We start from the raw sequence: 24,053 nt of genomic DNA on the forward strand, positions 1-24,053 counted from the left end.
AAGAGCGTCTCGTAGAGAGCGTCTTTTGGATTAAATTTCAATTCTTTAATCCAAAATCTAAAATCTAAAATTCTTGCTCCCATGCCTCCCTTGCTCCCCCTACTCCCCACTCTCTTGACTAATCATGAAATTTGGTGTTGTTGTTTTTCCAGGTTCTAATTGCGATCGCGATGTTGCTTATGTAACCAGAGATTTGCTCTTACAACCGACTCGCATGGTTTGGCATCAAGAAACAGATATTGCTGATTTAGATGTCGTGATCATCCCTGGTGGCTTTAGTTACGGAGATTATTTGCGCTGCGGTGCGATCGCCCGGTTTTCGCCTGTGATGCAGCAGGTTGTGGAACACGCCCGAAAAGGTAAGTTTGTCCTCGGTATTTGCAATGGTTTTCAGGTATTAACTGAAGCTGGACTTTTGCCAGGGGTGTTGACTAGAAATCGGGATTTGCATTTTATTTGCGATCGCGTTCCCTTGAAAGTTGAGCGGACTAATCTCTCATGGACGCAAGCTTATACCAATGGTGAAGTTATCACTTTGCCCATTGCCCACGGAGAGGGGCGATTCTACGCTGATCAAGCCACTCTCGCAGAAATTGAAGATAACGGGCAAGTTGTGTTTCGCTATGAAGGGGAAAATCCTAACGGTTCATTGAACAACATTGCCGGGATTTGCGATCGTCAAGGCAATGTGTTGGGAATAATGCCGCACCCAGAAAGGGCATCAGACGCGATGCTAGGGGGTAGCGATGGGTTGAGGTTATTTCAAGGCTTAATAGAGAAAATAGCAGCATTAGCGTAGAGCAAATATCGGGCGAGTACATTGACCTACAGAGCGATCGCTGTCTGAAAGATAGATGAAGATTCTTCTTTAGATAGCGATCGCTCGAATGAATAACTAGCAACTTGGGTTAATATCGCATTTGGTTGATCCAAAATCTGTCTTGGAGAGCCGCCGCTCTGACTTTACGCAAAATCTCAAATTGGCTCACCATCCCCAAGTACCAGGAGCGCCTTTGAATGGTCCAACAATATCACTGGTAACCCAACCGCCGTAGAAGTTACCTGGTTGTGGTTGCACCTCTTCGCTATTCACGTAGCATTTATCCATTATATGAGCATAAAAAGCTACATAATCCTTCATAGCTTCAAACGCTGGTGTAGGGTTAGGGTAGAACCAGGCAGCATTATGGACTTCTTTTTCACCAACCCGGATTGTGTAGTAACCAGCACTTCCTTTCCACTCGCAAAAGCTAGACTGCGGTGCCAGCTGCAAATATTCCATTTTGATATCCACAGGGGGAATGTAGTAAGAAGGAGGATGACTAGTTTCTAAAACACGTTTGGCGTTGTGGGTATCCGCAATTATTACTCCGTTAAAGATTATTTGGATATGTTTACTTGTGTCCTCCAGACGAGGAGGACGAGGGTAATCCCAAACTGATTCTTGTCCGGGAGCGGGTTCGATGCGTTGAGAATTAACCATCGTCACAGTCCGTTGTAGACATCACTTTTACAAATTAACAAATTAACGTACCTCTTTAAGAGTATCAATTTGCTTGGTAAACAATTCAGTGAATAAACTAAGCACAGTCCGGTTTTCGCGGACTTTTATATTAGCACTGATGGACATACCTGATTGCAAGGTGACGTTTTTACCCTTAATTACTAAGGATTGTTTATCCAATGATAGCTTTGCCGGAAATCTATAAAACTGATGTGTTTGGTCTGGCGGTAATGCGTCTGACCCTATCCCAATCACTTCCCCTTTGATATCGCCAAATTCGCTGTAAGGAAAGGAGTCAATTCTAACATCTACCTTCATGCCTTTTCGCACAAAACCAATATCTTTGTTAGTAATGAAAACTTCAGCTATATAGTTTTCATTTGGGACAATTTGCAGCAGTTTTGTAGTCGGAGTCGCTACAAATCCAGGGTTTTTTGCTTGTAAATCGAAAACTGTTCCGGCTACAGGCGCACGGAGTTCTTCATATTTAACATTTAACTGTGCTTGAGAGATTTTACTATTGACATCTGCCAAATGCTGCTCATTATCCAGCACAACTTTCATGAATTGGCTATCGATTTCGGCAATGTGCTGTTTGTTCTCAGCTATCTTATCCAAAATGCTTTTATCAGAAACAGCCACTGTATTGCTTAACTCTTGTCGTCCTTTTTCTATATCAAACTGGAGGCGTTTGTGTTCCTCACCTAGTTGTGCTACTTCTGCCGTGCGGTTTTGTACTTCTTGTTGCTGGTTGAGATACTGAAGTTGAGAAATGCCACCTTCTTCTGCTAATATCTTCAGCTTATCTAAAACGTGCTGTTGAATAGCTAAACTTGCTTTACTATCTTCCAGCTTAAATTTATTTTGACTAAGTTGTTTTTTGGTTTTTTCTACTTCTAATTCCGCCGCCGCAGACCGAGAATCTAATTCTCTTTTGGCGACTCGTAGACGTTGCTGTTCATCAATACCCAGCGCAGAATCTTGACCAGAATTTTTTAATTGAGTCCGTAATAATTCATTTTCTCCTACTAAAGCTGCCCGACTTTTCAGCAAAAAAGCAGTTTCTTGTGGCAAATTACCGCGCAAATATAACAGTTCAGACCCCGTGGCGGTACTTGCACCCAACAATCGGCGATAAATCTGGTTTTCTTTAATTAATGCAAGGCGAATTTTATAAAAAGAATTTAATTCAGCAACAGAAGCGATGGAATCAAAAGTCAGGAGTGGATCTCCTGGCTTTACCTCTTGTCCATCTTTAACATAAACCGTTTTCACCACTCCACTAACAGGAGCCTGAACATCTTTGACTGTTCCTTGCGGTTTTAATTGCCCTGTTGCTGGTACTACTTGCTCAATTTTTGCAAAATAAGCCCAAGCAATTGCAAAACAGGCTAGTCCCATTAGGGTGACCATGATTGTCCGCGACCAAATTGGAGATTGGCGCAAGACAACTGATTGCTCAAATTCCTGAGTATTTGAGTTAATTAATGGCTCTTGAGCAGCTTTCTGTTGTTTTGTAAGTACCCGTGAATCTTGCTTGACTCCGTTTTTATGATTGCCGTTTTTATGATTGCCGTTGAGGTGATTCCCATTAAGTTGAGTCATAACGATTTTGGATTTTGGATTTTGGATTTTTTCTAGAGTGGGCACTATTTATCGATACCGAAAACCTGGATTTTGATATTTATGACAGTGCCTAGTCTACGCTGATTGCTACATCTATGGAATGTTGATCAAACTGAAAATCCTTTGATGCCACGCCCCAGCCATGACTAATTACAAGTTTACATCTTGTTGCTGATACAGGTAATAATAATGACCTTTAGTAGCCATTAATTCGTGATGGCTGCCTTGTTCTATAACCCTGCTATTATCCATCACGACGATCATATCTGCATTACTTACGGTATTCAGTCGGTGGGTAATAAAAAATACTGTATCACCCTTGAATGCTTTGGCTAAATTGAGACATATTTGCCGTTCTGTGGGATAATCTAATGCGCTAGTTGCTTCATCTAAAACTAATAATTTTGGTCGTTGTAAAACAGAGCGGGCGATCGCAATTCTTTGTCGTTGTCCACCTGAAAGTGCAGAACCCCGTTCTCCCACCCGCGTATTGTAACCGTTGGGCAAACCCATTACAAACTCGTGGGCACACGCCACCTGAGCTGCTTCGATAATTTCTTCGGTTGTCGCATCGGGATTCGTCAGAGCAATATTTTCCTGAACGCTGCCGTCAAACAATAATGTTTCTTGGGGAACTACGCCAATTTGTCGTCGCAGTGAATAAAGTTCTACTTTGGCAATATCATAACCATCAATCAAAATTCTGCCGGACTCGGTTTCGTAAAGTCTGAGCAGTAACTTCATCATCGTACTTTTACCAGATCCACTTTGTCCGACAATGCCGACAAATTTCCCTGGAGCAAATTCGAGGTTGACATTAGAAAGTTGTAAAGGGCCACTTGTGCCAAAGCGGAAGGAAACGTTTTCGTATTTCACTGCCCCCTTAATCGTAGGCAAGGGTATATTGTAGCGGTCTGTTTCTCCTTCTTGTGGTGTATCGACAATATCGCTTAAACGTTCTAAAGATAATGCAGTTTCTTGGAAGCTTTGCCAGAGTTGAGCCAAGCGCAATATTGGGCTGGTGACGTAACCAGATATAATTCTAAAGGCAATTAATTCGCCTAAAGTTAATTGTTGTTGCAGTACTAAATAAGCTCCTACCCATAAAACTAGTAAGCTGCTGAGTTTGTTGAGAAAGTTGCTAGTGGAATTGGCGAGGGTGGAAGTCACAACGGTTTTAAAACCAGCGGCGACAAACCGAGCGTAACGCTCTTGCCAGGAAAAGCGCGATCGCAATTCGATATTTTGCGCTTTTACTGTTTGAATGCCTGACATCACCTCTACTAAATAAGATTGAGTTTCGGCGTTGCGTTCGGCTTTGGCACGTAACTGTCTGCTAATGCTGGGAGAAGCGATTAAGATCACAATGATAAACACTGGAATCGTGCTTAAGCCTACCAAGGTAAGTTGCCAACTGTAAATCAGCATCACACCGATATAGACCACCGAAAACAGAGCATCTAACCCCACTGTTAAGGCAGTACCAGTCAAGAATTGACGGATATTTTCTAATTCGTTGATCCGAGTGGAAAGTTCACCCACCGGTCGGCGTTCAAAGTAGCGCAGCGGTAGACGTAGTAAGTGGTCGATGATTTCCGACCCTAAACCCATATCGATCCGATTAGTGGTATCGACAAATAAGTAGGTTCGTAAGGTAGTCAGCACTGCTTCAAATAGCCCGACTACCAATAGCAAAACACCTAAGATATGTAGAGTCCCAATACTATTTTGAGTGATAACTTTGTCGATAATTAACTGGACAACCAGAGGATTTGCCAACGCTGCCAACTGCACGAAAAAGGAAGCGACAAAGACCTCTATAAGGACTCGACGGTAGCGTGACAAATAGGGCAGAAACCATCGTAAACTAAAGCGCTCTTGGGGTGTTTCTTTGGTAGCACTGAGCAGTAATACCCTAACTTGGGGCGGAAAGTTGGTTGGATCAACATCTAATTGTTCAACCAATTGGGCAGGTTTGCAGCGGACAATTCCTTGGGATGGGACACCCACAACCATAGTATTTGCATCCGCTGCATATAAAACGGCAAAACTATCATCATAGCGAATCAATGCTGGTGTAGGAATGCGCGTCACTGAAGCGATTGGTAGCTCTATCAACTGTGCCTTAAGTCCGATTAACTCTGCCAGGTAAGCAGTAACTTGAAACGATATACTACCCTGACGTTTGACTTGCTCAGTTAAGATGCGGCGAACCACTTCTCGACGAAACGGCATTTCTAAATGCTTCGCGATCATTTGGAAGCAGGCGAAGGCTGTATTTAATTCACCCTTACCACTAAAAAACGGGTATTTGAGTTTTGACGAATTATTTGAGGTATCAGGGGCTGTCTGTGGAACTATTTCGTCCGACGCATAGGGAATATCTACTTCGTCTTGGCTATCTGATTTGGTGTCACTTACCGCAAGTACTATCTGCTCACTATCTTCCAACATCAAATCTGACGGATGTATACCAAGCAACCGGGCGGGGTTTTGACCTATGACCTGGATCTTGTCTCTGTCATCGGATGATTCTAGGCGATCGCCAGGTGATAAATTCATTACTGTACCACCACTCACAAACCAGACGCTTTCGTTATCCAGTTGGTTGAATGAAGTTTTCCCTAAAGGGAGGTAATGAATTTTCGCATGTGGTAAGGCGTTTTCTGCCAGTTCTTTGAGATTTAAAGTCGCGATCGCTTGCTGTTTCCAATATGAGCTGAGAATATCGAAAACTTCCGCCAAATAACTGCGGTTCTTGCGAGCATCAGCAAAAGCTGGGTATAAAGCGATAAAACTAAAATATGCCGCTGCACTCAAGGTTAAACATACTACTTCGGTGGAGGCGATCGCTGTCTCACAGGCGATATCGCGCAACAAACCAATTTCGCCGATAATTTCCCCCGGTTGGAGTAATTTTAGGGTGATTGGCATTTGCGTGTGGGGGTCATATCCCAACAGGCGCACTTGTCCCTCATAAATTATGGTGATGCGTTCCGGGAGACTTTCTTTTCCAATAATTTTCTGACCGATGCGATAGCGCCAGGCTTGCAGATGTTCTGATAGATTAGCGATCGCCTCATCTGGTAATTGGTCAAACCCTTCTAGGCTAGTGATAAATTCGGGAAAAGCGTTCTTAATATAAGTCATATAAGACAAGTCGAAGGTAAAAGTGAGGAATAAAGTCGAAAATATTAGGGACTATCTCTTTTACTAACAGTGGCAGTTTTTAGTTTTATGCCAGCAGCAGCAATACTTCTGTGGCATTCAGTGTGCTTAAATATGTAGAAGCACAGAGGGTAGGTTCGTCTAATTGCAGACCTGCATTCAGATCACATTACAACTGTTATCCGTTATTCAGAACAAAAGTTTAAATAAATCGAGGAAAACTTCTCACTTACTTCACACTACATAATTTATACTATCTTAAAATTAATATTTAGTATTGCAAGTATGCAACATGGATACTCCTCATCAAACAAAAACACAGAAACACGGTTGTTAAACTTAGTGTTGCATATTTTAATTTATGATAATCAACATGAAACTATCACAGATGCTTTCCTAAGTAAATACCCTAATTAAAGATTATGTAATAAAAAAACTTTAAATTTCTGAATTATTTTTACAAATTCTTAAATATAGAGATTCACAGTATCACTGATGGCGAAAGACAGTGAGCTTTCCTTGGTAAACAGCGCCATGCCCGATTGTAAAAGAATCCTTCATCACTTTTTTGCTAGCTTAATTTAATAAAAATTAACTGGAGAAGTAAAGGCGAAGATTTTTGTCACAATAGAGGAATTAACTATTAAATTTATGAAGGAAAGCTAATAACTGCCTTCAGTAAATTTACTAGTTTAATTAATATCAAATCTATTTCATTGTTATGCATAAACATAGCCCCATCCCGCAAGGGGGATGAGGATGTTCAAACTTCCTAAGTAATTACCTAATTTTAATATTACACAGCATTGACACTCAAATTTACCTGCACAATCACATTGTTGTAATCTTTATCACCACCATTTGGTAAATCCTCAAAACCAAAGGTATTATTTTCCAACAGTCGAATGTGATCTACCTGATCTGAGTTAGCACCCAAGAATGCAAAGTAAACCTTCGGATCATTATTGGCATTACTATCAAGAATCGCATCGGGTCTACCATATATATTATTATTTACTCTGATTCACAGCAAAATTTCAGTAAATACACTAAGTAAGAGCCAGTTTAGGATTTATGCAAAGGCTTGATTAGCGATCGCATTTACATATATATCAAGGTGTCAGTGGAAATTATAGCGGTTCTCACTTCGATACAATACATTCTGAACCTCACCCCGTATTTGAGGCCTGCAAACATTCCCCTCTCCCAACTCACAAAGAGGGGTTGGGGATGAGGTTTAAAAATGTACTTCATGCAAAGGAGAACCGCTATATTACTTGCGAATAAAACAACCCCATCCCGCAAGCGAGATGAGGTTGCAAAGCTTTAATTACAGCATAATTCAGGATTCAGAGGTGAGAAGCAAAACGTTATAATCTTTGTGCCTGAATTACATTTCCTATAAGTCTAGTAGTCTGCCAAAGTAACTTTGCTAAGTAAAACCTCTAATTGGTAAAATAGCCAAAAACGGGGTGTAACATGGCGAAAAAGTACATTGTTGACTTGAATGAAGATGAAGTTTCTCAACTGCAATCGAGAATTAAGAAAGGTAAGCATAAGGCAAGAACCATAAGCCGTGCAAACATTCTTTTGATGGCTTCCGAAGGAGAAACGGATCAAGCGATCGCTGACACAGTTAGAGCGCACATTGCCACAGTACAACGGATACGAGAAAAATTTGTCATTGGTGGGTTAGATTTTGCTTTAAAGGATGAAGCTCATCCACCAAAACCTAAAAAATTAGACGGAAAACAAGAAGCATTCTTAATTGCGACTGCTTGTTCTAATCCACCAAGTGGAAGAGTGCGCTGGACAATGCAATTATTAGCAGATCATTTAGTAAGCGTTGGTATAGTAGATTCAATTTCAGACGAAACAGTACGTCAGACTTTAAAAAAAATGAAATTAAACCCTGGTTGAAAGAACAGTGGTGCATCCCTGAAGTTAATGCAGAATATGTTTTCCGAATGGAAGATGTGTTGGATTTATATAATGAGCCTTATGATCCTAAACGCCCTGTAATCTGCTTTGATGAACGTCCATATCAATTAGTAGAAGAAGTAAGACTTCCTTTGCCACCAGAGCCGAAGCAACCTGAACGTTATGATTTCGAGTATAAACGTAACGGGACAGTAAATTTATTTGCGTGTTTTCAACCCTTAGCAGGCTGGCGGCATATCGAAGTTACAGAACGTCGAACTAAAGCCGATTTTGCTAAAGAGATGAAAAATTTAGTAGATGTTTACTACCGAGATGCCGATGTTGTTCGTTTAGTAGTTGATAACCTGAATATTCATACACCCAGCGCATTATATGAAGTTTTTCCACCGGAAGAAGCACGTCCAATTATTCAAAAATTAGAGTTTCACTATACTCCTAAACACGCTTCTTGGCTGAATCAAGTAGAAATTGAATTATCCGTTTTATCTCGCCAATGTTTAGAACGGCGTATTCCTAATGCAGAAACATTAACTTCTGAGATTGCCGCTTGGGAGAAACAACGTAATCAGCAAGAAACTAGTGTCTATTGGGGTTTCCAAACCAAAGATGCTCGTCGAAAAATGCAGCGTTTATATCCGAATTTAACATAGCAAAGTTGGCTTGGCAGACTACTAGAAAGATTTAGGTTTTTACAATAGTTTGATCTATGCAAGCTTTGATTTTTTCGGACACAGATTGTATATGGGGTTCTTTAAAAATGGAATTATGAATCCCAGAAATATCATAGATATCCACTCCCCCTAATGCCAATTCACCCCAACCCATTTTGGGATCAGCCTCCTGTTGGGCAACTACAAGACCATCTTCTGTTCGGAATACGGTTGCTCGACCTGAGTAAACTTGTAGAACATATTTTCTTAGCGCTTGTATGGTGGCCTCTTGTACCATAAATTTCCGGTAGGAGTAAGCTAAGGGGCGTCCAAAGGTCAGGTGAAACTGAAAGACAAACCGCCAGATCATCTCTTTGATCTGATACTTAAGCCGCTCTCTATTTCTTTCTACCTGCTTAATAACATAGTTAGATGCAATTACTAAAAGACTCTTCCAATGGCGAGAAGCTGGCTTTTGCAATGGCACAGATTCGCTTTTTCTAAAACCGTAAGTATCAAATAAAACTAGCAAAGCAACTTTCTTACCTTGCATAAGCAATTGTCGAGCCATCTCATAAGCAATTATACCCCCAGAGGAGTATCCGCCGATCAAATAAGGCTCATGGGGCTGAATAGTCTGGATTTGTTGAATGTAGTGCGCTGCCATGTCTTCAATCCGGGTATAAGGAAGCTGTTTTCCATCTAACCCTTGTGGCTGTAGTCCATAAAATGGTTGATCTGATCCTAAATGCAATGCCAATTCACGGAAACGTAGAACTTCTCCACCCAAACCATGTACACAGAAAAAAGGAGGCTTAGAACCGTTGGGTTGAATAGCTACCAAAGATGACCAAGGAATTGATGTTTCAGACTTTACATCAGCTGTTGGTGTCGCTGCAACCCCAGGTTTTGAGCATCTTTCTTGCTCAACAATATTAGCTAATTGCTCAATAGTTGGGGCTTGCAAGAGGATAGATAGAGGTAGATTTTTGCCCGCTATCTTTTCAATCTGAGAAAACAGACGGACTGCCAGCAGTGAGTGTCCACCCAAATCAAAAAAATTATCTGTTATTCCAATCGGATGAATTCCTAAAATATTTTCCCAGATTTCTGTTAATTGAAGTTGTAATGGATTTTCTGCTGTGGCAAATGTTTTTTCTATTTTAGAATTAGTTGGATTAAGGGTAGATAAGGCTTTGCGATCAACTTGGCCATTAGCATTCAATGGCAGAGAATCTACTATGACAAAGGCAGAAGGCAACAAATGCTCAGGCAGCTTTTGCTGGAGAAAACTCAGCAGTTGCTCACTTTCTAAAGTCTCTCCTTGTTTGGGAACAAGATAAGCATTTAGTTGCTTATCTCCAGGAACATCTTCTTTGATAATCACCACAGTTTTTTGCACGCCTGGATATTGACCCAAACTTGTTTCAATTTCAGCCAACTCAATGCGAAAACCACGAATTTTTACCTGATTGTCTAGGCGACCCAGAAACTCAATATTGCCGTCACTTAAGTAGCGTCCTAAGTCGCCACTTCTGCAAAGGTATGCCCCAGATTCGCTGCTAAAGGGGTTAGGGATAAATTTCTCAGATGTTAAGTCTGGACGGTTAAAGTAGCCTTGTACAACACCGATTCCGCTGATGTAGATTTCGCCAGTAACGCCAATTGGCAAGGGTTGCAATCGCCGATCGAGAATGTAAATTTGGGTATTGGCGATCGCTTTTCCTATGGGAATTTCTGAACGAGTGTTACTGACTTCAGTGGCAGTTTCCGGATCGTAAACCGTGGCGGTTAAAGTTGTTTCTAGTGATCCATAGGCATTAAGCCAGCGTACTTGCTTGCCAACTTTTTCTATCCAAGTTAAATAAGCATTACGTGAAACTTTTTCACCACCAACCATCACTAAGCGCAAGATGGCTGGCAAGGTTTGTAAAGACACAGATGGCTCTTTAACTAACTCATACCAAAAAGAAGTAGGTATATTAACAACGGTAATCTTTTGTTGAGCAATGAATGGGAAAAACTGCGCCGCCGAGTTTTGTAGCTCTTGAGACTGGAAAATTGTGGTAGCACCAGTAATCCAACTAGGGAACAGTGATTCAATGAAAGTATCGGTTGTGATACTAGATATGAGTAGTAGGCGATCGCTCTGGGTCAACTCCCAAGTTTCGCAAATTGCCAAGCTGTGGGTGACAAGATTACGGTGGGTAATGCCTATACCGTTGGGTTTTCCATTGTAACCGGACACATACATCACACAGGCGAGAGTCTGCTCTGTGGTATAACAATCTGTATTTTCAGTAGCGTGTAGGGCGATAACTTCCCAATCACTATCCAAACAGATAACTTGTGCCTGATGCTCAGAGAGCTTCTCAATTAATGAGCTTTGGGTTAACACTAAGGATATTTGGGCATCTTCTAAAATGAAAGCCAGACCATCTTGCCCAGATGTCGGAGCTATGGATACGTAAGTTCCCCCAACTTTCAAAATACCCAATAGCCCCACAATCATCTCTAAGGAAGGCTCTGCATAAAGACCGACGAGTACCCCTGATCTTACCCCTAGAGTTTGCAAATAGTGGGCTAGTTGATTTGCACGCTGGTTAAGTTCCTGATAGGTTAATTGCTGATTTTCAAAACTTACTGCAATATTATTTGGAGTTTGCTTGACTTGATTTTCAAACCACTGATGGATACAAGTATTCTGGGGATAATCAGCCTGATTGCCGTTCCACTCAACCAACAATTGATGTTGTTCACCTGCTGTCAACAAGGGTAATTCAGCAATCGGCTGATCGGGATTAGCGACAATACCTTCGAGTAAAGTTTTGAAGTGTCCCAACATCCGCTCTATGGTACTGGCATCAAACATCTCGGCATTGTAATCAAATACCATGCCCAGACCATTATCCTGTTCCCGCAAGACTAATATCAGATCGTATTTGGTTTTACCATGATAGATGTAGCCAAATAGAGAAGTGATAGTCAAATCAGGTAGTTCTACTGATGCCATACCACGACCATTCGACCAAGGAGGATTGAGAGAGAACTTTACCTGAAATAAAGGCGAACTGTTCCGACTTTGTTGTTCTGGTCTAAGTTCTTCAATTAGTCTCTCAAAGGGTAGGTCTTGATGGGTATAAGCTTGTAAGCAATCCTTACGCACTCGGTCTAACAATTCTCGGAAAGTTGGGTTAAGAGCAAAGTTACTCCGCAGTACAAGAGTATTAGAAAAAAATCCAATCAACCCTTCGGTTTCTACTTGTGCCCGACTTGCACTTGCAAAGCTAATGAGTAGGTCTTCTTGTCCAGAATAACGGTAGAGCAATAGCTTAAACACTGTCAGTAGAGTCATGAACAGGGTAACTCCCCACTTTTGACTCAGGTCTGTCAGGGCATGATTCAGCGCCTTTGATAGCAGCAGGGCAGCGCGATCGCCTCGATAGGTTTGCACACCGTAAGGACGAGGATGATCGTAAGGTAGCTCAATAGTAGGTAAATTACCTTCTAGCTTTTGTTTCCAGTAGTTTACCTGTGACTCTAAAACCTCTCCCTGGAGCCATTGATATTGCCAATTTGTAAAATCAGCATACTGCACAGCTAAGGGAGGTAAAGGAGAAGCCTTCCCCGCCGACAATGCTTTATAGATGGTAGTGAGGTCTTGATAGAACAGATCAGACGAAGCTCCATCACAAACTATGCAGTGCATATTCCAGACCAGCAGATGCTCGCGATCGCTTAACCGCAGCAGTAACACCCGCAAAATCGGCCCCTTGCCTAGATCAAAGGGTTGATGAGCTTCTTTAGTTGCCAGTAAGTGAGCTTCCGCCTCGCGTTGTTCATTTGGTACTTGCTGTAAGTCAATTATTGGCAGCGTCAAAGAAACATCGGTGGTGATGACTTGAGTGGACTTTCCATTCACTGCTGGAAAAGTTGTCCGCAGGATTTCATGGCGGCGGACGACTTCTTTCAAACTTTCTTCTAAGACAGCAACATTGAGATTCCCCGTAAAACGCACCACGACGGGCATATTATTTGAGGAACTATCAGGTTCAAACTGATGGAGGAACCATAACCGTTGCTGACCAAAGGAAAGCGGCAAGTTGCCATTCCGTTCACAAGCGACAATTGGGGGAATCTGTGAACTGGCGGCTGTAGTAATTTGTCGGAGAAAGTTGATGATTTCGGCTTTTTGAGTTTTTAACTCGGTCAGCAATTCCGGCGTGAGACTGTCTTTTGCCGCCCGATAGCGTAAGCTTTCGCCCTCTAGCCAAAGTTTGACATCGCGCTGACGCAGCTCAGATAGTAGTTCATCTAATGTTTTCATAGCTCACCTTCCTCGTAATCATCAGCTGTTTCATTCTCAGCCGCCTGAATACCTTGGGTTGCCCAACGCAGAGTCTCCACTCGTTCAGCCAAATCTGCTACCGTTGGTAATTCAAATAAATTGGACATCAGGATTTCTACTTGCAAGACTTGGCGGACTCGAGAAACCACTTGAATTCCTACTAAAGAATATCCACCCAATTCAAAAAAGTTGTCGTAAATCCCAACCCGCTTGACATTAAGAACCTGCATCCAGATATCTGCAATCTGCTGCTCAATGGGAGTGCGAGGCGCTACATAATTTGCCTCCAGTTCCGGGCGGGAAGCATCTGGCTCTGGCAATGCCTTACGATCGACTTTGCCATTGGGGGTTAACGGCATAGCTTCTAGTGCCATAAAGATCGTTGGCACCATAAAATCAGGAAGCTGTTGTTTCAAGAATCGACGCAACTGCGAAATCACTTGCAAGCTATCTTGACCAGTTTCCGCAACAATATAACCTACTAAATTATTCTCATTAGAAGTGTCTTCTCGAACAATTACAACGCCTTCTTTTACTTCTGGATGTTGCAGGAGTGCAGTTTCAATTTCGCCCAATTCTATGCGGAAACCACGCAATTTTATTTGATAGTCGATCCGACCCAAGTATTCAATATGTCCATCTGGTAAATAACGAGCCAGGTCTCCAGTTTTGTATAAACGTGATTTAGGGTTTGGGTTGAAGGGATTAGAAATAAATTTCTCAGCAGTCAGATCGGGACGATTAAGATATCCCCTTGCTAGTCCTTCGCCACCAATATACAACTCACCTGATATACCAATGGGAACGGGTTGTAAATGGGAGTCTAAAATGTAGAGCTGCGTATTAGCAAGAGGGCAACCAATGCTTATTGCTTTATTTCCCGTTGTCACCTTGTAGCCTGTTGACCAAATCGTTGTTTCTGTAGGCCCGTAAAGGTTCCACAGACAAGCTCCCTTAGGTAATAATTGATTTGCAAGCTCTCTAGGTAAAGCTTCGCCTGTGGAAATCATCTTGAGTTGAGGACTACCTTGCCATCCGGCTGCCAGTAATAGCCGCCAAGTAACTGGTGTCGGTTGCATAAAGGTTGCCCCGGAGGTGGTTAGCGCTTTTAGCAGTTGGGTGCCATCAGCCGCAACTTCACGGCTCACCAACACCAACTTCGCACCTACAGACAGTGGTAGAAAAATTTCTGAAACGGCAATATCAAAGGATAGGCTAGTAACAGAGAGGAGAGTATCCTCAGCAGTTAAACCGGGTTCTTCAGCGACGGCATTCAGGAGATTAACAGCACTGCGATGTTGAATTTGAACGCCTTTCGGTTGACCTGTCGAGCCAGATGTATAGATGACGTAGGCTAAGTTATTAGAAGTGATGTTATGTGTTGGGTTATCCAACCCATAATCTATGGACTGCCAATTGGTATCAAGGCAAATAATCTCTGCTTGCTGGTTGGGTAATCCCGCCTTTAGCTTCTCCTGCGTTAGTAGCACTGACACCTGAGCATCTTGCAACATGAAAGCTAAACGTTCTTGAGGATAAGCATAATCTAACGGTACATAGGCTCCTCCGGCTTTGAGAATGCCTAAAACTCCTACAACCATTTCCAAGCTGCGCTCGACACACAGACCAACCAGAACTTCTGAACCAACTCCTAAGCTTTGGAGATAATGGGCTAGCTGATTGGCTCGCAGATTCAGTTCGCGGTAGCTAATAAGTTCTTCTTCAAAAACTACAGCGATCGCGTCTGGAGTTTTCTGCACTTGAGTTTCAAACAGCTGGTGAATGCAGATATCTTGGGGATAAACTGTTTGAGTATTATTCCATGTTGCTAATAACTGTTGCTCAACTGCTGGCAAAATTGGCAATTTAGCAATACTTTGATTAGGGTTGGCAACTATGCCCAATAACAAAGTTTCAAACTCTGCCATCCGGCGACGGATAGTGTCAGCGTCAAATAAATTAGTGTTGTACTGACATTCCAGGATCAGTTCACCATGCAATTCTGTAGCATTGATAAATAGTTCAAAATTCTCGAATGTGCGTGGATTGGAGAAAAATTCTACCTCCAAGTCGATAAAGGGAAGTTGATCGCTCTCTAGCGCTTGATCGACATTAAATATAATTGGTACTAAGGGAATGCGGCTAGAATCCCGTGGTAATACTAATTTTTTGACCAGGCTGCCAAAGGTAAATTGTTGATGGTCATAGGCATCTAACACAGCCGATCGCCGCGTTTGCAAGTAGTTGCTGAAAGATTTTTCGCCATTAATCTGGCTACGCAATGGTAATAAATTTACACAGTGACCTACGAGATTATATTGCCCCAATGCAGCTTGTCCCGCGGCTGGAATACCTACAACCAAGTCGTTTTGGCCTGTCATCCGGTGTAGCCAAACCTCAAATCCTCCCAGGATAGTAGTCATAAAGCTACAACCGAGTTTTGTCCCTAGTTGTTTAAGGTTGGCAACTAGTTCGGGGTTTAAATGCCAATCTTCGCGGGCGGCGTTAAAGGTTCTCAGTGGTGGACGGGGGCGATCGCTGGGGAAATCCAGTACAGGTACAGAGTCAGCGAATTGTTTCAACCAGTATTTTTCTGTAGCGATCGCTTCTGGACTATCCGCCTCTTCTTCCTGCAAAGTCGCATATTCACTTAAGTGGTCTGGTTCTTCTAATTCAGGAACAATACCCTGTTGCAAGCCAGAATAGAGTTTACCCAAATCTGGCATCAGCACTGCCCAAGACCAACCATCACAAATAATATGATGGGCTGTCAAAATAGCTAGATGTTCTTGCAACTGCAATTTGACAATTTTTGCTCGAAATAGAGGGCCATGTTCCAAATCAAAAGGTTGCTCTACCTCTTGTCGCAAGATACTAGCTAATTTTTCCTGTTGATCCTGTAGTTCCAGGCTAGAAAGATCAATAATAGGGATTTCAATTTGCCGAGAAGCAACAATGCAGAGTATATTGCCATTTGTGCTAAAAGTTGTCCGTAGTGCTTCATGACGTTGTACTAACTCTTCCACCGCAGACTGGAAAACTTTGACATCAAGTTCACCTCTTAGTCGCAGAGATTGGGACTCGTTATAAGCACAATTGGCAGCATCCCCTATTTGCACAGAAGCCCAAATTTCTTTTTGTGATTCTGTGGCAGGGGCGGTTAAAAGTAATTCTCCATCTGCAAATGGATCAAAATCAACCGCAGTTAATCTGGATTGGTAATCTACAGGTGATAGGCTCATAAAACTCTATTATTTTCTCAGTTTATTCAATTTTGTTAAATTTAAATCTTTCTTGACAAACTACTGGCGTCCAATTCATTGTTTAGCGAAGATTGGAGACTTTAAATAATTATGCATAGGAACTTCTACAAATCTATATGTCAATGATGCAGCCAATATGATCATCATAAGAAATACTCCTAGAGATGTCAAGGCTTCATATTCTGTGAAACTTTTGCCAAAAACATGGTGAAATTTATAAATCCCGAATACTTTTAATCATTATTGAACAAACCAATAAACCAGATAAATCGAATAATATATAGTACCGATATATAGCATTAACCGGGAATTTAAAGTTTTTGATATCACACCATTATTGTTGACATATACAGCTAAAATCAGTAGAAAAAAAGCTGGTAAAATTAGCCAATCATGAAGGCTACGCAAATGATGCCAGTAGTAATTCATAATTATAATTATCCAAGTGATAGCTATAATTGCCAGTAAATTAAGATTAAAATACTTTTTATAATTATCTCTTTGATAGACTTGTTATAATACCAAGTACGCACTTATGGGCGGTGTAGACAAGAAGCCAGCAGACTGCATTTCGGCAATACTTTCTTTAAAAGCTGCCATCACAAAAGCCAGATCGGCTTCGGAATGGGCTGTCGTCAAGAAGCAAGGACGATGATCCCAAGTATGCACTCCCTTATTCCGCAGCAAGTAAAATAGCAAATCTCCGTAGGGAAACTCTGGTACAGACTTCACCATCATCAGCCCGATTTTTGAGGATTTCTAGAGACTCAGGCGAATCATAATCTAGTACCAAGATATTCTCTACCATTTCCGGTGGAATACCGAAAGCAGCAGGAATTGACCTTAATTTCTTTGTCCCCCGAACAATTACTTCATCTAAAATGCCGTGATCAGCTCCACAAAAGATGGCGATTAAGTTACGCCCTGTGATTGTGCGTGCCATCCGCATCGCTCCCAGAACCGCTTCCGAACCTGTGTTACAAAAGGCTGCTCGGTCAAAGTTGGTCAACTCACACATCAGCCGCGCCACTTCTCCAACTAAGGGAGTCTGGGGGCCAATTTCTATACCGAGTTTCATTTTTTAGCACTAATCTAAGCGTATTGGTCGATAAGTAAGTAATGGCATCTCTTCAGAGGTAGGTTGGATATGACCAGCGAAATGATTGTAGGGTGGGCATTACAATCCCCACCCTACAATCACGAACTATTTGCTGTAGTCTACGCAATTGAAAACCCTTGTTTCAACTAAGTAGTTAAGCTGCTACGCTCCACTATGCGAATAGACTAAGGTACAACGCTAGCAGAGAAAACGAAGTCATTTGCAGTCAGGCTAGTTGAGGTAATTCCCAGCAATGAAACCAACTCTGTATTTCCGGTTTTCACCAGAGTCGTACTACCCTGTTGCAATAAGGTTAAAGCACTAAACTGAGTGATGCCAACACCGCCAAGCCCGATTTTATCAATCCCGACTGTAAAGTCAGTAATAATGTTCTTGCTAGTTGGCAAATTGGCCTTAGCAATCCAGAATTGATCAGCACCAGCACCACCACTGAGGCGATCGCCACCCCCTTGACCAGCAAATAGCACATCATCACCATCACCACCAAACAGGGAGTCATTGACACCGGAGAAGAGTTTATCATCACCATCACCACCGTAGAGACGGTTATTGCTACCTTGACTCTTGAGGGTGTCGTTACCTGAGCCACCGAATAATGATTGACGAGAACCTTCAACTACTGTGAGAGTATCAGCACCTGCGCCTCCGAACAAATTATTACTACCACTGGCTTCAACTACGGTAACTTGGTCATCACCATTGCCACCATCGACACTTGTGTTGCTAACAGCACCATTTTGACCAACAAAGATATTATCATCACCATCCCCTGTGGACACTGAAGAGTCACTGCCAACCAGCACCGTATCTTCACCCCTTCCAGTCTGGATTGTGTTACCCTTAGTACCTTCTACAAAGTCTGCTCCGTCACCTGTGAATAAAGTTTGATTTGGCTTGAGGGTAACATCATCACTAGTGGTAGAACCAAATTGAATATCTAATGTTGTTAGTCCAAGAGTGCGACCAGCAAACCCTGCTGCTGTAAAGTACTGAGTATTACCTACACTTTGAGAATCCAGAATAGTTGTTTGACCATTAGTAGTTTTTTCCGAAGTCAAGACTTCTTTAGTGGAGGGAACTGCATCCGGGCCTCCCACCAATGCTTCTGTAATGGCACGACCTTTCAAATCGCCATTACTGGGAATTTTTAACCCCAGAATACTAGCAAGTGTAGGCGTTACATCAGCATTACTAACGGGTGCATAGTCTACATAGCCTTGTTTAAAGTCAGGGCCAATAGCCTCCATGTTATTGAAGGTGTCACCTCGACCAAAGCTGCCATGCATCCCCTGCCCTTGCTGTAAAGTTGTGTCAGCAATCTCTACCTGAGCTTGAGGGTTATTTGGGTTATTTCGGTCTGTGCTAAAGCTTTTGAAGTTGATCACAATAGATGGAACAGGTGTTTTAGCATCACCTTTTAGCCCGATCGCACTCAGTGGTAAAGCACCTGGAATAGTTCCATAGGAATCGTTTACAAAAATACCACTGATGTAATCTTTTTGTGAGAGCAAATTCACTACCTGTTTGGCTAAATCAGCATTGCCATTAGGTAGATAAATTAGGTCAGATCCCCCATTCGCAGCTATAACTATCTTTGTGCCTGAGTCAAGTTGGCCATTAATTACCTGACCTGTACCACCAATTACACCATTCCCAGAAATAGGACGTTGACCTTGTGTGGCATCAACAGTCGCATACTGGATGTGCTTCAGGTCTGGGGGGAGGGTCGTAGGGTTAGGATCGTATAGGGGTAGACCTAGATCATGAGCCAAATCAATCGCAACAAAGCCTGCTGGTAAAAATCCCGGATTTACACCCGTGTATGTTTGAGTGGCAGCATAACTTGTAGTTTTTGTACCTTGGCTATCAATAACTTGTTTGCTGATGGTAGAAAAACCGTGGTCGGAAGTAATAAAGACATCAGTAGTCTTGTCCAAGCCTGTACTCTTGAGATAGTCAAGAAGTTGCTTTAAATTATCATCAGCATTTTTGACCCCAGCTTTTGAAGTAGTACCATTGATACCTGGTGTCAAGGTGTTTAAGCTATCACCCTGATTGTGTTGAGTACCATCAGGATCTCTTGACCAGTACACCAATGCGAATGGTTTACCCTCTTCCTGGAACTTGGGTAAAATTACCTTGGTAGTAGCATCTGCAAAGTATTGTTGTTGAGCCACATTGGCATTCAAGGTGCCAGGAGTTTTATTGTTACCAGCTGGCTGGACTCGCAATGTCGGTTTTACATCTAGACCAGCGGCTTGTAAGCGATTGACAATATCTGGAGCAAGTGGAACAGCAGAAGGTGAACCAGCGGCTGTAGTCGGCGGTGTTGCACCATTCGTACTGTCATCAATAATTATTGTATTCGGAGTAGGAATAGTACCTGTAGTACCACCTTCTCGGTTAACTTGTGTGACATCTTGGATGGCAACGGGTCCTAATTTACCAACTGCTGCTGTGTTGAAACCCTGCGATCGCGCATAAGCTAGGAGTGACTCTTCATCTAAAAAGTTGTTACCGGGAAACTTTTCGTCAATATCCCCCAGAACAGAATCATTTTCAATGAATGGTGTCACACTACCATTGGCATTAGGACTAGGAAAACCAGTGTAGATAGTGTTACTAAAGTCACCTGTATCACCAAGATAATGCCCCGTTGCGATCGCAGAAGCATTCGGGGTGGTAAATGTCGGAAACAGCGAATGACTATTGGCAAAACTAACACCCTGCTGACGGACACTATATAAAGTTGGGGTATCAGTGGGGTTTACAGAACCGTTACGCAATCCATCTGCAACAAAAATAATGACATTTCTACCGTTGCCTTTTATATCAGCCATACCGACTACTCCTTAAGTATTGTGAGCTACGATTAATCACAGCAATTGTGTGTCTGTAGACTGAGCGATTAATTACACTCAACCCAAGCGAAAAATTCTTGACTACAAAAACCTGAGTAGTATTTCGTGACAAAAGACTTAGTGTCCACATAAATTGGTGGAGACAATTAAATGAATATAACTCTGGTCACTGCCTCAAAAGATAGTTGTTCAATGTTTAAGGAAGGTTATAAGCAAGTTAAGATTTTAGACAAAAACCAGAAGGCTCTTTATGAACAAAAAGATCCCCGACTTCTTGAAGAAGTCGGGGATCTGAGCCTTTCGGTGGATAGCAAATCAAATATGATTGCTATATCACTCCTCTGCATTAGTAAAATCGCTACAGCTTAATTAATTTTGAATGTTTAATCTAAGCTGTAATCATTTTTCAGCTAAACGACACTAGCAGAAAAAACAAAATCATTTGCAGTCAGACTAGTTGATGTAATTCCAATTAATGAAGCTAACTCTGTATTTCCGGTTTTCACTAAGGTGTTACTACCCTGTTGCAATAGTGTCAGGGCACTAAACTGAGTCACACCAATACCACCAAGCCCAATTTTATCAATGCCGATTGTAAAATCAGTCACGATGTTCTTGCTAGTTGGCAAACTGGCGTTAGCAATCCAGAATTGATCAGCACCAGCACCGCCACTGAGGCGATCGCTACCCCCTTGACCAGCAAATAGCACATCATCACCATCGCCACCAAATAGCAAATCATTGACATTAGAGAAGAGTTTGTCATCACCATCACCACCGTAGAGACGGTTATTGCTACCGCCACTACTAAGGGTGTCGTTGCCTGAGCCACCAAATAATGATTGACGAGAACCTTCAATTACTGTGAGAGTATCATCACCTGCCGCCCCAAGTAAATTATTACTACCACTGGCTTCCACTACGGTAATAACATCATTACCATTGCCACCATCAGCACTGGTATTTTGAGCCGGGCCATTTTGACCAATAAATAGCTGATCATTACCCTCTCCACCGGATACTGAAGAGTCACTGCCGACTAGCACCGTGTCTTCACCCTTTCCAGTCTGGATTGTGTTACCTTTTGTACCTTCTACAAAATCCGCTCCATCACCTGTGAATAGGGTTTGATTTGGCTGAACGGTAATATCATTGCTGCTAGTGGAGCCAAAATTAATTTTTTCAGCTTGAGGTTGACCTAAGCCAGGAGCAAGGTTAAGGGGCTTTTCCAACTTCAGCAGTAGAATTTCATTGTTGTCTATTACTGGATGCTGAGGATCATTGCCAGGACGACCTGTAGAGAAGGGATAATTGTTGTCATTAGCTACCAAAATGGTGTTTTTGTCAACAACCAGAACATTTTCAATGGTTTGGAATGGGAAGTTGAAGGTGGTCTTACCGTCCCCATTCAGGTCGTTGGGGTCTTGGATGTTTAACAAGTCTGCAACTTCTTCTTTAGCTACATAGCCATTAGAATCTGTTTTAGATAGGTCTACTTTGTAGATTTTCTTGAATTTAGCCGCAGCCCCTTGATTGTTATCCCGCTCAATGACTAGGTACTCATTATCATTAATGACTGCTAAATCCCCGATCGAATTTGACGGATTATCCAATCTGTAATAGCGTAATTGATTGCTGTATTTGTGGCTAGCAATGTCAAATTCGTTAATCCGCAAAGCGCCAGGAGTATCGCCCTGAACCGTACCTTCTAGTAGTAGGTAAAGCTTGGTTTTGCTGGCGTTAATTGCTCCACCCTCAAAACCTTTGGAACTACCTAAGTTAGCAAAAGCATCTCCTGAGAGAACATCGGGGTTTTGTGGCGATCGCACCACATTATACTGAGGATCATCTCTGAGTTGATCTCGTACTTTATCCCCAATATCTGGAAAATCTGTAAATAGCGCATCTACCCCTAATTGATAGAACTGCTGAATTTCTAGTGCTAGCTTGCCTTTGTAATCTGCTGCTAAGTATTGATCTTCCGCACGGAAGGTGTAGGGGTGAACCTGCAAACCTGCGTTGTGAGCATCTTGAATTAAGGTAGTGGGAGGTAACGTTGTTTTGTCAGCATCATTGACTGTACCGTCCCCATTCACATCATCAGCTTTGCCATCACCATTGGTATCAGTACCTTTGACGCTAACAATCATCCGCTTCCAAGGGCCAATGCCATCAGCATAGGTGGCAACTTCAGCCAAGCCTTTTGGAGTTCGTAAGTCGCCATAGGTGCGAGTGTCACCACTAACCTTCAGGTCATAAGGCTGACTTTCTATAATCTTACCGTTGATGTCAATGTCACTTGCATCTAAAAGTTGGATAAGTGGAATATCCACCCCTGCCGCAGGCATGATCACATCATGCAGCTGTTTGAGATTACCCACTTCAAAGGATTGGATGAAGATCCGACTAGGATCAGTGAAGTTATTTGCCTTGAGTGTATCGATTAGTAGCTGACTAATGTTTCGGTTAATTTTGTTTGTCGTGCCTACATAAGTAGCTTCTTGAGCCAAGTATGTCGGGTGCTTAGTTTCAGGATAGATACCAATCTTTTTACCTGTTGTCGTTTCTACATTCTTAACTAGATTGATGATTTCCGTGAGGGTAGGAATTTCAAATTGATCATCGAAAGAATGATTGCGGAAAGGTAGACGTTCTTCTGCCCGTAAAGTCTTGATTTCAGCTAAAGTGAAGTCTTCAGCAAACCAACCTGTAATTGTGTTTCCATCTAAACTTACTGTTTTCTTGCGATCAGCAAACTCTGGATGTTTGTAAACATTTGTGGTTGTGTTGTTGAAATTGACAGTGCCATCAGCGTTCAAAACTGCTAAAGCAGGCTCATGGCGAGCAATTAACACGCCATCTTTTGTAACTACCAAGTCAGGCTCAATGAAGTCAGCGCCTCTCTCAATTGCTTGTTTATAAGACTCTAAGGTATGTTCTGGACGATAACCAGCTGCACCTCTATGACCAATAACTTTAGGTGCTTCTCCATCTAGAGTCTTGAATTGGTCAGGTGTAGCAATGGGAGCCTCTAATAACTTACCAGTAGCATCAAAATGTAGCAGGTAGGTGCCAAACTCGTCTCCAACCCAGATTGTCCCGTTTTTATCAAAGACGAATGACTCTACATCAAAGTCTGCACCAGTCAGTAATCTTCCAGTAGTTCCCTCATTCACAATTTGGAAAGGAACCTTGTTGTTAGGGTCAGACAGTTGGATGTAATCTAAAACTTTAACACTACCATCTCCATTCTCTGTTCCCTTTAAATTCGGGTCTAGACGATTGATTCGCAGTAGAAAATCTGCACTATTATCTTTGCTACCGTAACCATTATCTGACAAGAAGTAGAAAGAGTTACTATTAGCGAACTGTACACCGCTGAAGCCTTGAATTGGCTGTCCTGGGAAAGGTCCCGTTCTGCCATTGGCTGAAATGCCTTTACCAGAAGCTGGGCCATTACTAAAGGTATCAGCGGGTAAAGAGGCAAAGCCTACTAACTTAGTTGCCATAATTAGAATGTTTTTTGGTAATTTTGATTTAACTGGATCACAAGCTATTCAAGTTTTCTCATT

General features: G+C 42.2%; 12 protein-coding genes and 1 pseudogene. 3 read left to right on the forward strand and 10 right to left on the reverse strand.

The window, feature by feature from the left end; genetic code table 11:
* Positions 1-124: 124 nt before the first annotated feature.
* Positions 125-799, forward strand: a complete 675-nt coding sequence (purQ, locus tag Q0541_RS13860; RefSeq protein ID WP_298911212.1) for a phosphoribosylformylglycinamidine synthase subunit PurQ — start codon at positions 125-127, stop codon at positions 797-799.
* A gap of 186 nt (positions 800-985) precedes the next feature.
* Here the strand turns inward: purQ and Q0541_RS13865 are convergent, their stop codons facing one another.
* The 4 genes and pseudogenes from Q0541_RS13865 to Q0541_RS13880 all read right to left on the reverse strand — a co-directional run.
* Positions 986-1,483, reverse strand: coding sequence for a DUF427 domain-containing protein (locus Q0541_RS13865; protein WP_298911214.1), 498 nt, complete (start codon positions 1,481-1,483; stop codon positions 986-988).
* 42 nt (positions 1,484-1,525) lie between these two features.
* Positions 1,526-3,109, reverse strand: coding sequence for an HlyD family efflux transporter periplasmic adaptor subunit (locus Q0541_RS13870; RefSeq protein WP_298911216.1), 1,584 nt, complete (start codon positions 3,107-3,109; stop codon positions 1,526-1,528).
* A gap of 171 nt (positions 3,110-3,280) precedes the next feature.
* Positions 3,281-6,280: a peptidase domain-containing ABC transporter gene (locus Q0541_RS13875; protein WP_298911218.1), complete on the reverse strand. Its 3,000-nt coding sequence runs from the start codon at positions 6,278-6,280 to the stop codon at positions 3,281-3,283.
* A gap of 814 nt (positions 6,281-7,094) precedes the next feature.
* A pseudogene (locus Q0541_RS13880) lies at positions 7,095-7,298 on the reverse strand (DUF4114 domain-containing protein); the annotation flags it as partial.
* A gap of 479 nt (positions 7,299-7,777) precedes the next feature.
* Between Q0541_RS13880 and Q0541_RS13885 the strand changes: the two are divergent.
* Positions 7,778-8,889, forward strand: a protein-coding gene (locus Q0541_RS13885) for an IS630 family transposase (protein WP_298911219.1) whose coding sequence is annotated in 2 segments (ribosomal slippage) — positions 7,778-8,198 and positions 8,198-8,889 — 1,113 coding nt in all. Because the reading frame shifts where the segments join, the coding sequence is not laid out codon by codon here.
* A 31-nt stretch (positions 8,890-8,920) separates the two neighbouring features.
* Here the strand turns inward: Q0541_RS13885 and Q0541_RS13890 are convergent.
* From Q0541_RS13890 to Q0541_RS13910, 5 genes are all read right to left on the reverse strand, one after another.
* Positions 8,921-13,216: an amino acid adenylation domain-containing protein gene (locus Q0541_RS13890; protein ID WP_298911221.1), complete on the reverse strand. Its 4,296-nt coding sequence runs from the start codon at positions 13,214-13,216 to the stop codon at positions 8,921-8,923.
* Positions 13,213-16,479 carry an amino acid adenylation domain-containing protein gene (locus Q0541_RS13895; protein ID WP_298911223.1) on the reverse strand — a complete coding sequence of 1,089 codons (3,267 nt, stop codon included), beginning with the start codon at positions 16,477-16,479 and terminating at the stop codon, positions 13,213-13,215. Before Q0541_RS13895 ends, Q0541_RS13890 begins: the two co-directional genes overlap by 4 nt.
* Positions 16,480-17,013: 534 nt before the next feature.
* On the reverse strand, positions 17,014-17,169 hold the full coding sequence (locus Q0541_RS13900) for a hypothetical protein (RefSeq protein WP_298911225.1): 156 nt from the start codon (positions 17,167-17,169) through the stop codon (positions 17,014-17,016).
* Positions 17,170-17,173: 4 nt separating this feature from the next.
* Positions 17,174-17,578: a hypothetical protein gene (locus Q0541_RS13905; RefSeq protein WP_298911227.1), complete on the reverse strand. Its 405-nt coding sequence runs from the start codon at positions 17,576-17,578 to the stop codon at positions 17,174-17,176.
* A 206-nt stretch (positions 17,579-17,784) separates the two neighbouring features.
* Entirely contained in the window at positions 17,785-20,460 is a 2,676-nt protein-coding gene (locus Q0541_RS13910; RefSeq protein ID WP_298911229.1) for an alkaline phosphatase family protein, read from the reverse strand.
* A gap of 171 nt (positions 20,461-20,631) precedes the next feature.
* Here Q0541_RS13910 and Q0541_RS13915 point away from each other — a divergent pair, with 171 nt between their 5' ends.
* The gene (locus tag Q0541_RS13915) at positions 20,632-20,850 is read left to right on the forward strand and encodes a hypothetical protein (protein ID WP_298911232.1); all 219 of its coding nucleotides are present in this window, start codon (positions 20,632-20,634) and stop codon (positions 20,848-20,850) included.
* Positions 20,851-20,891: 41 nt separating this feature from the next.
* Here Q0541_RS13915 and Q0541_RS13920 read toward each other — a convergent pair whose 3' ends face one another.
* Positions 20,892-23,993, reverse strand: coding sequence for an esterase-like activity of phytase family protein (locus tag Q0541_RS13920; protein WP_298911331.1), 3,102 nt, complete (start codon positions 23,991-23,993; stop codon positions 20,892-20,894).
* Positions 23,994-24,053: the final 60 nt, after the last annotated feature.

Origin of the sequence: uncultured Nostoc sp. (genome assembly GCF_937863485.1) — a bacterium.
GTDB lineage: Bacteria > Cyanobacteriota > Cyanobacteriia > Cyanobacteriales > Nostocaceae > Nostoc.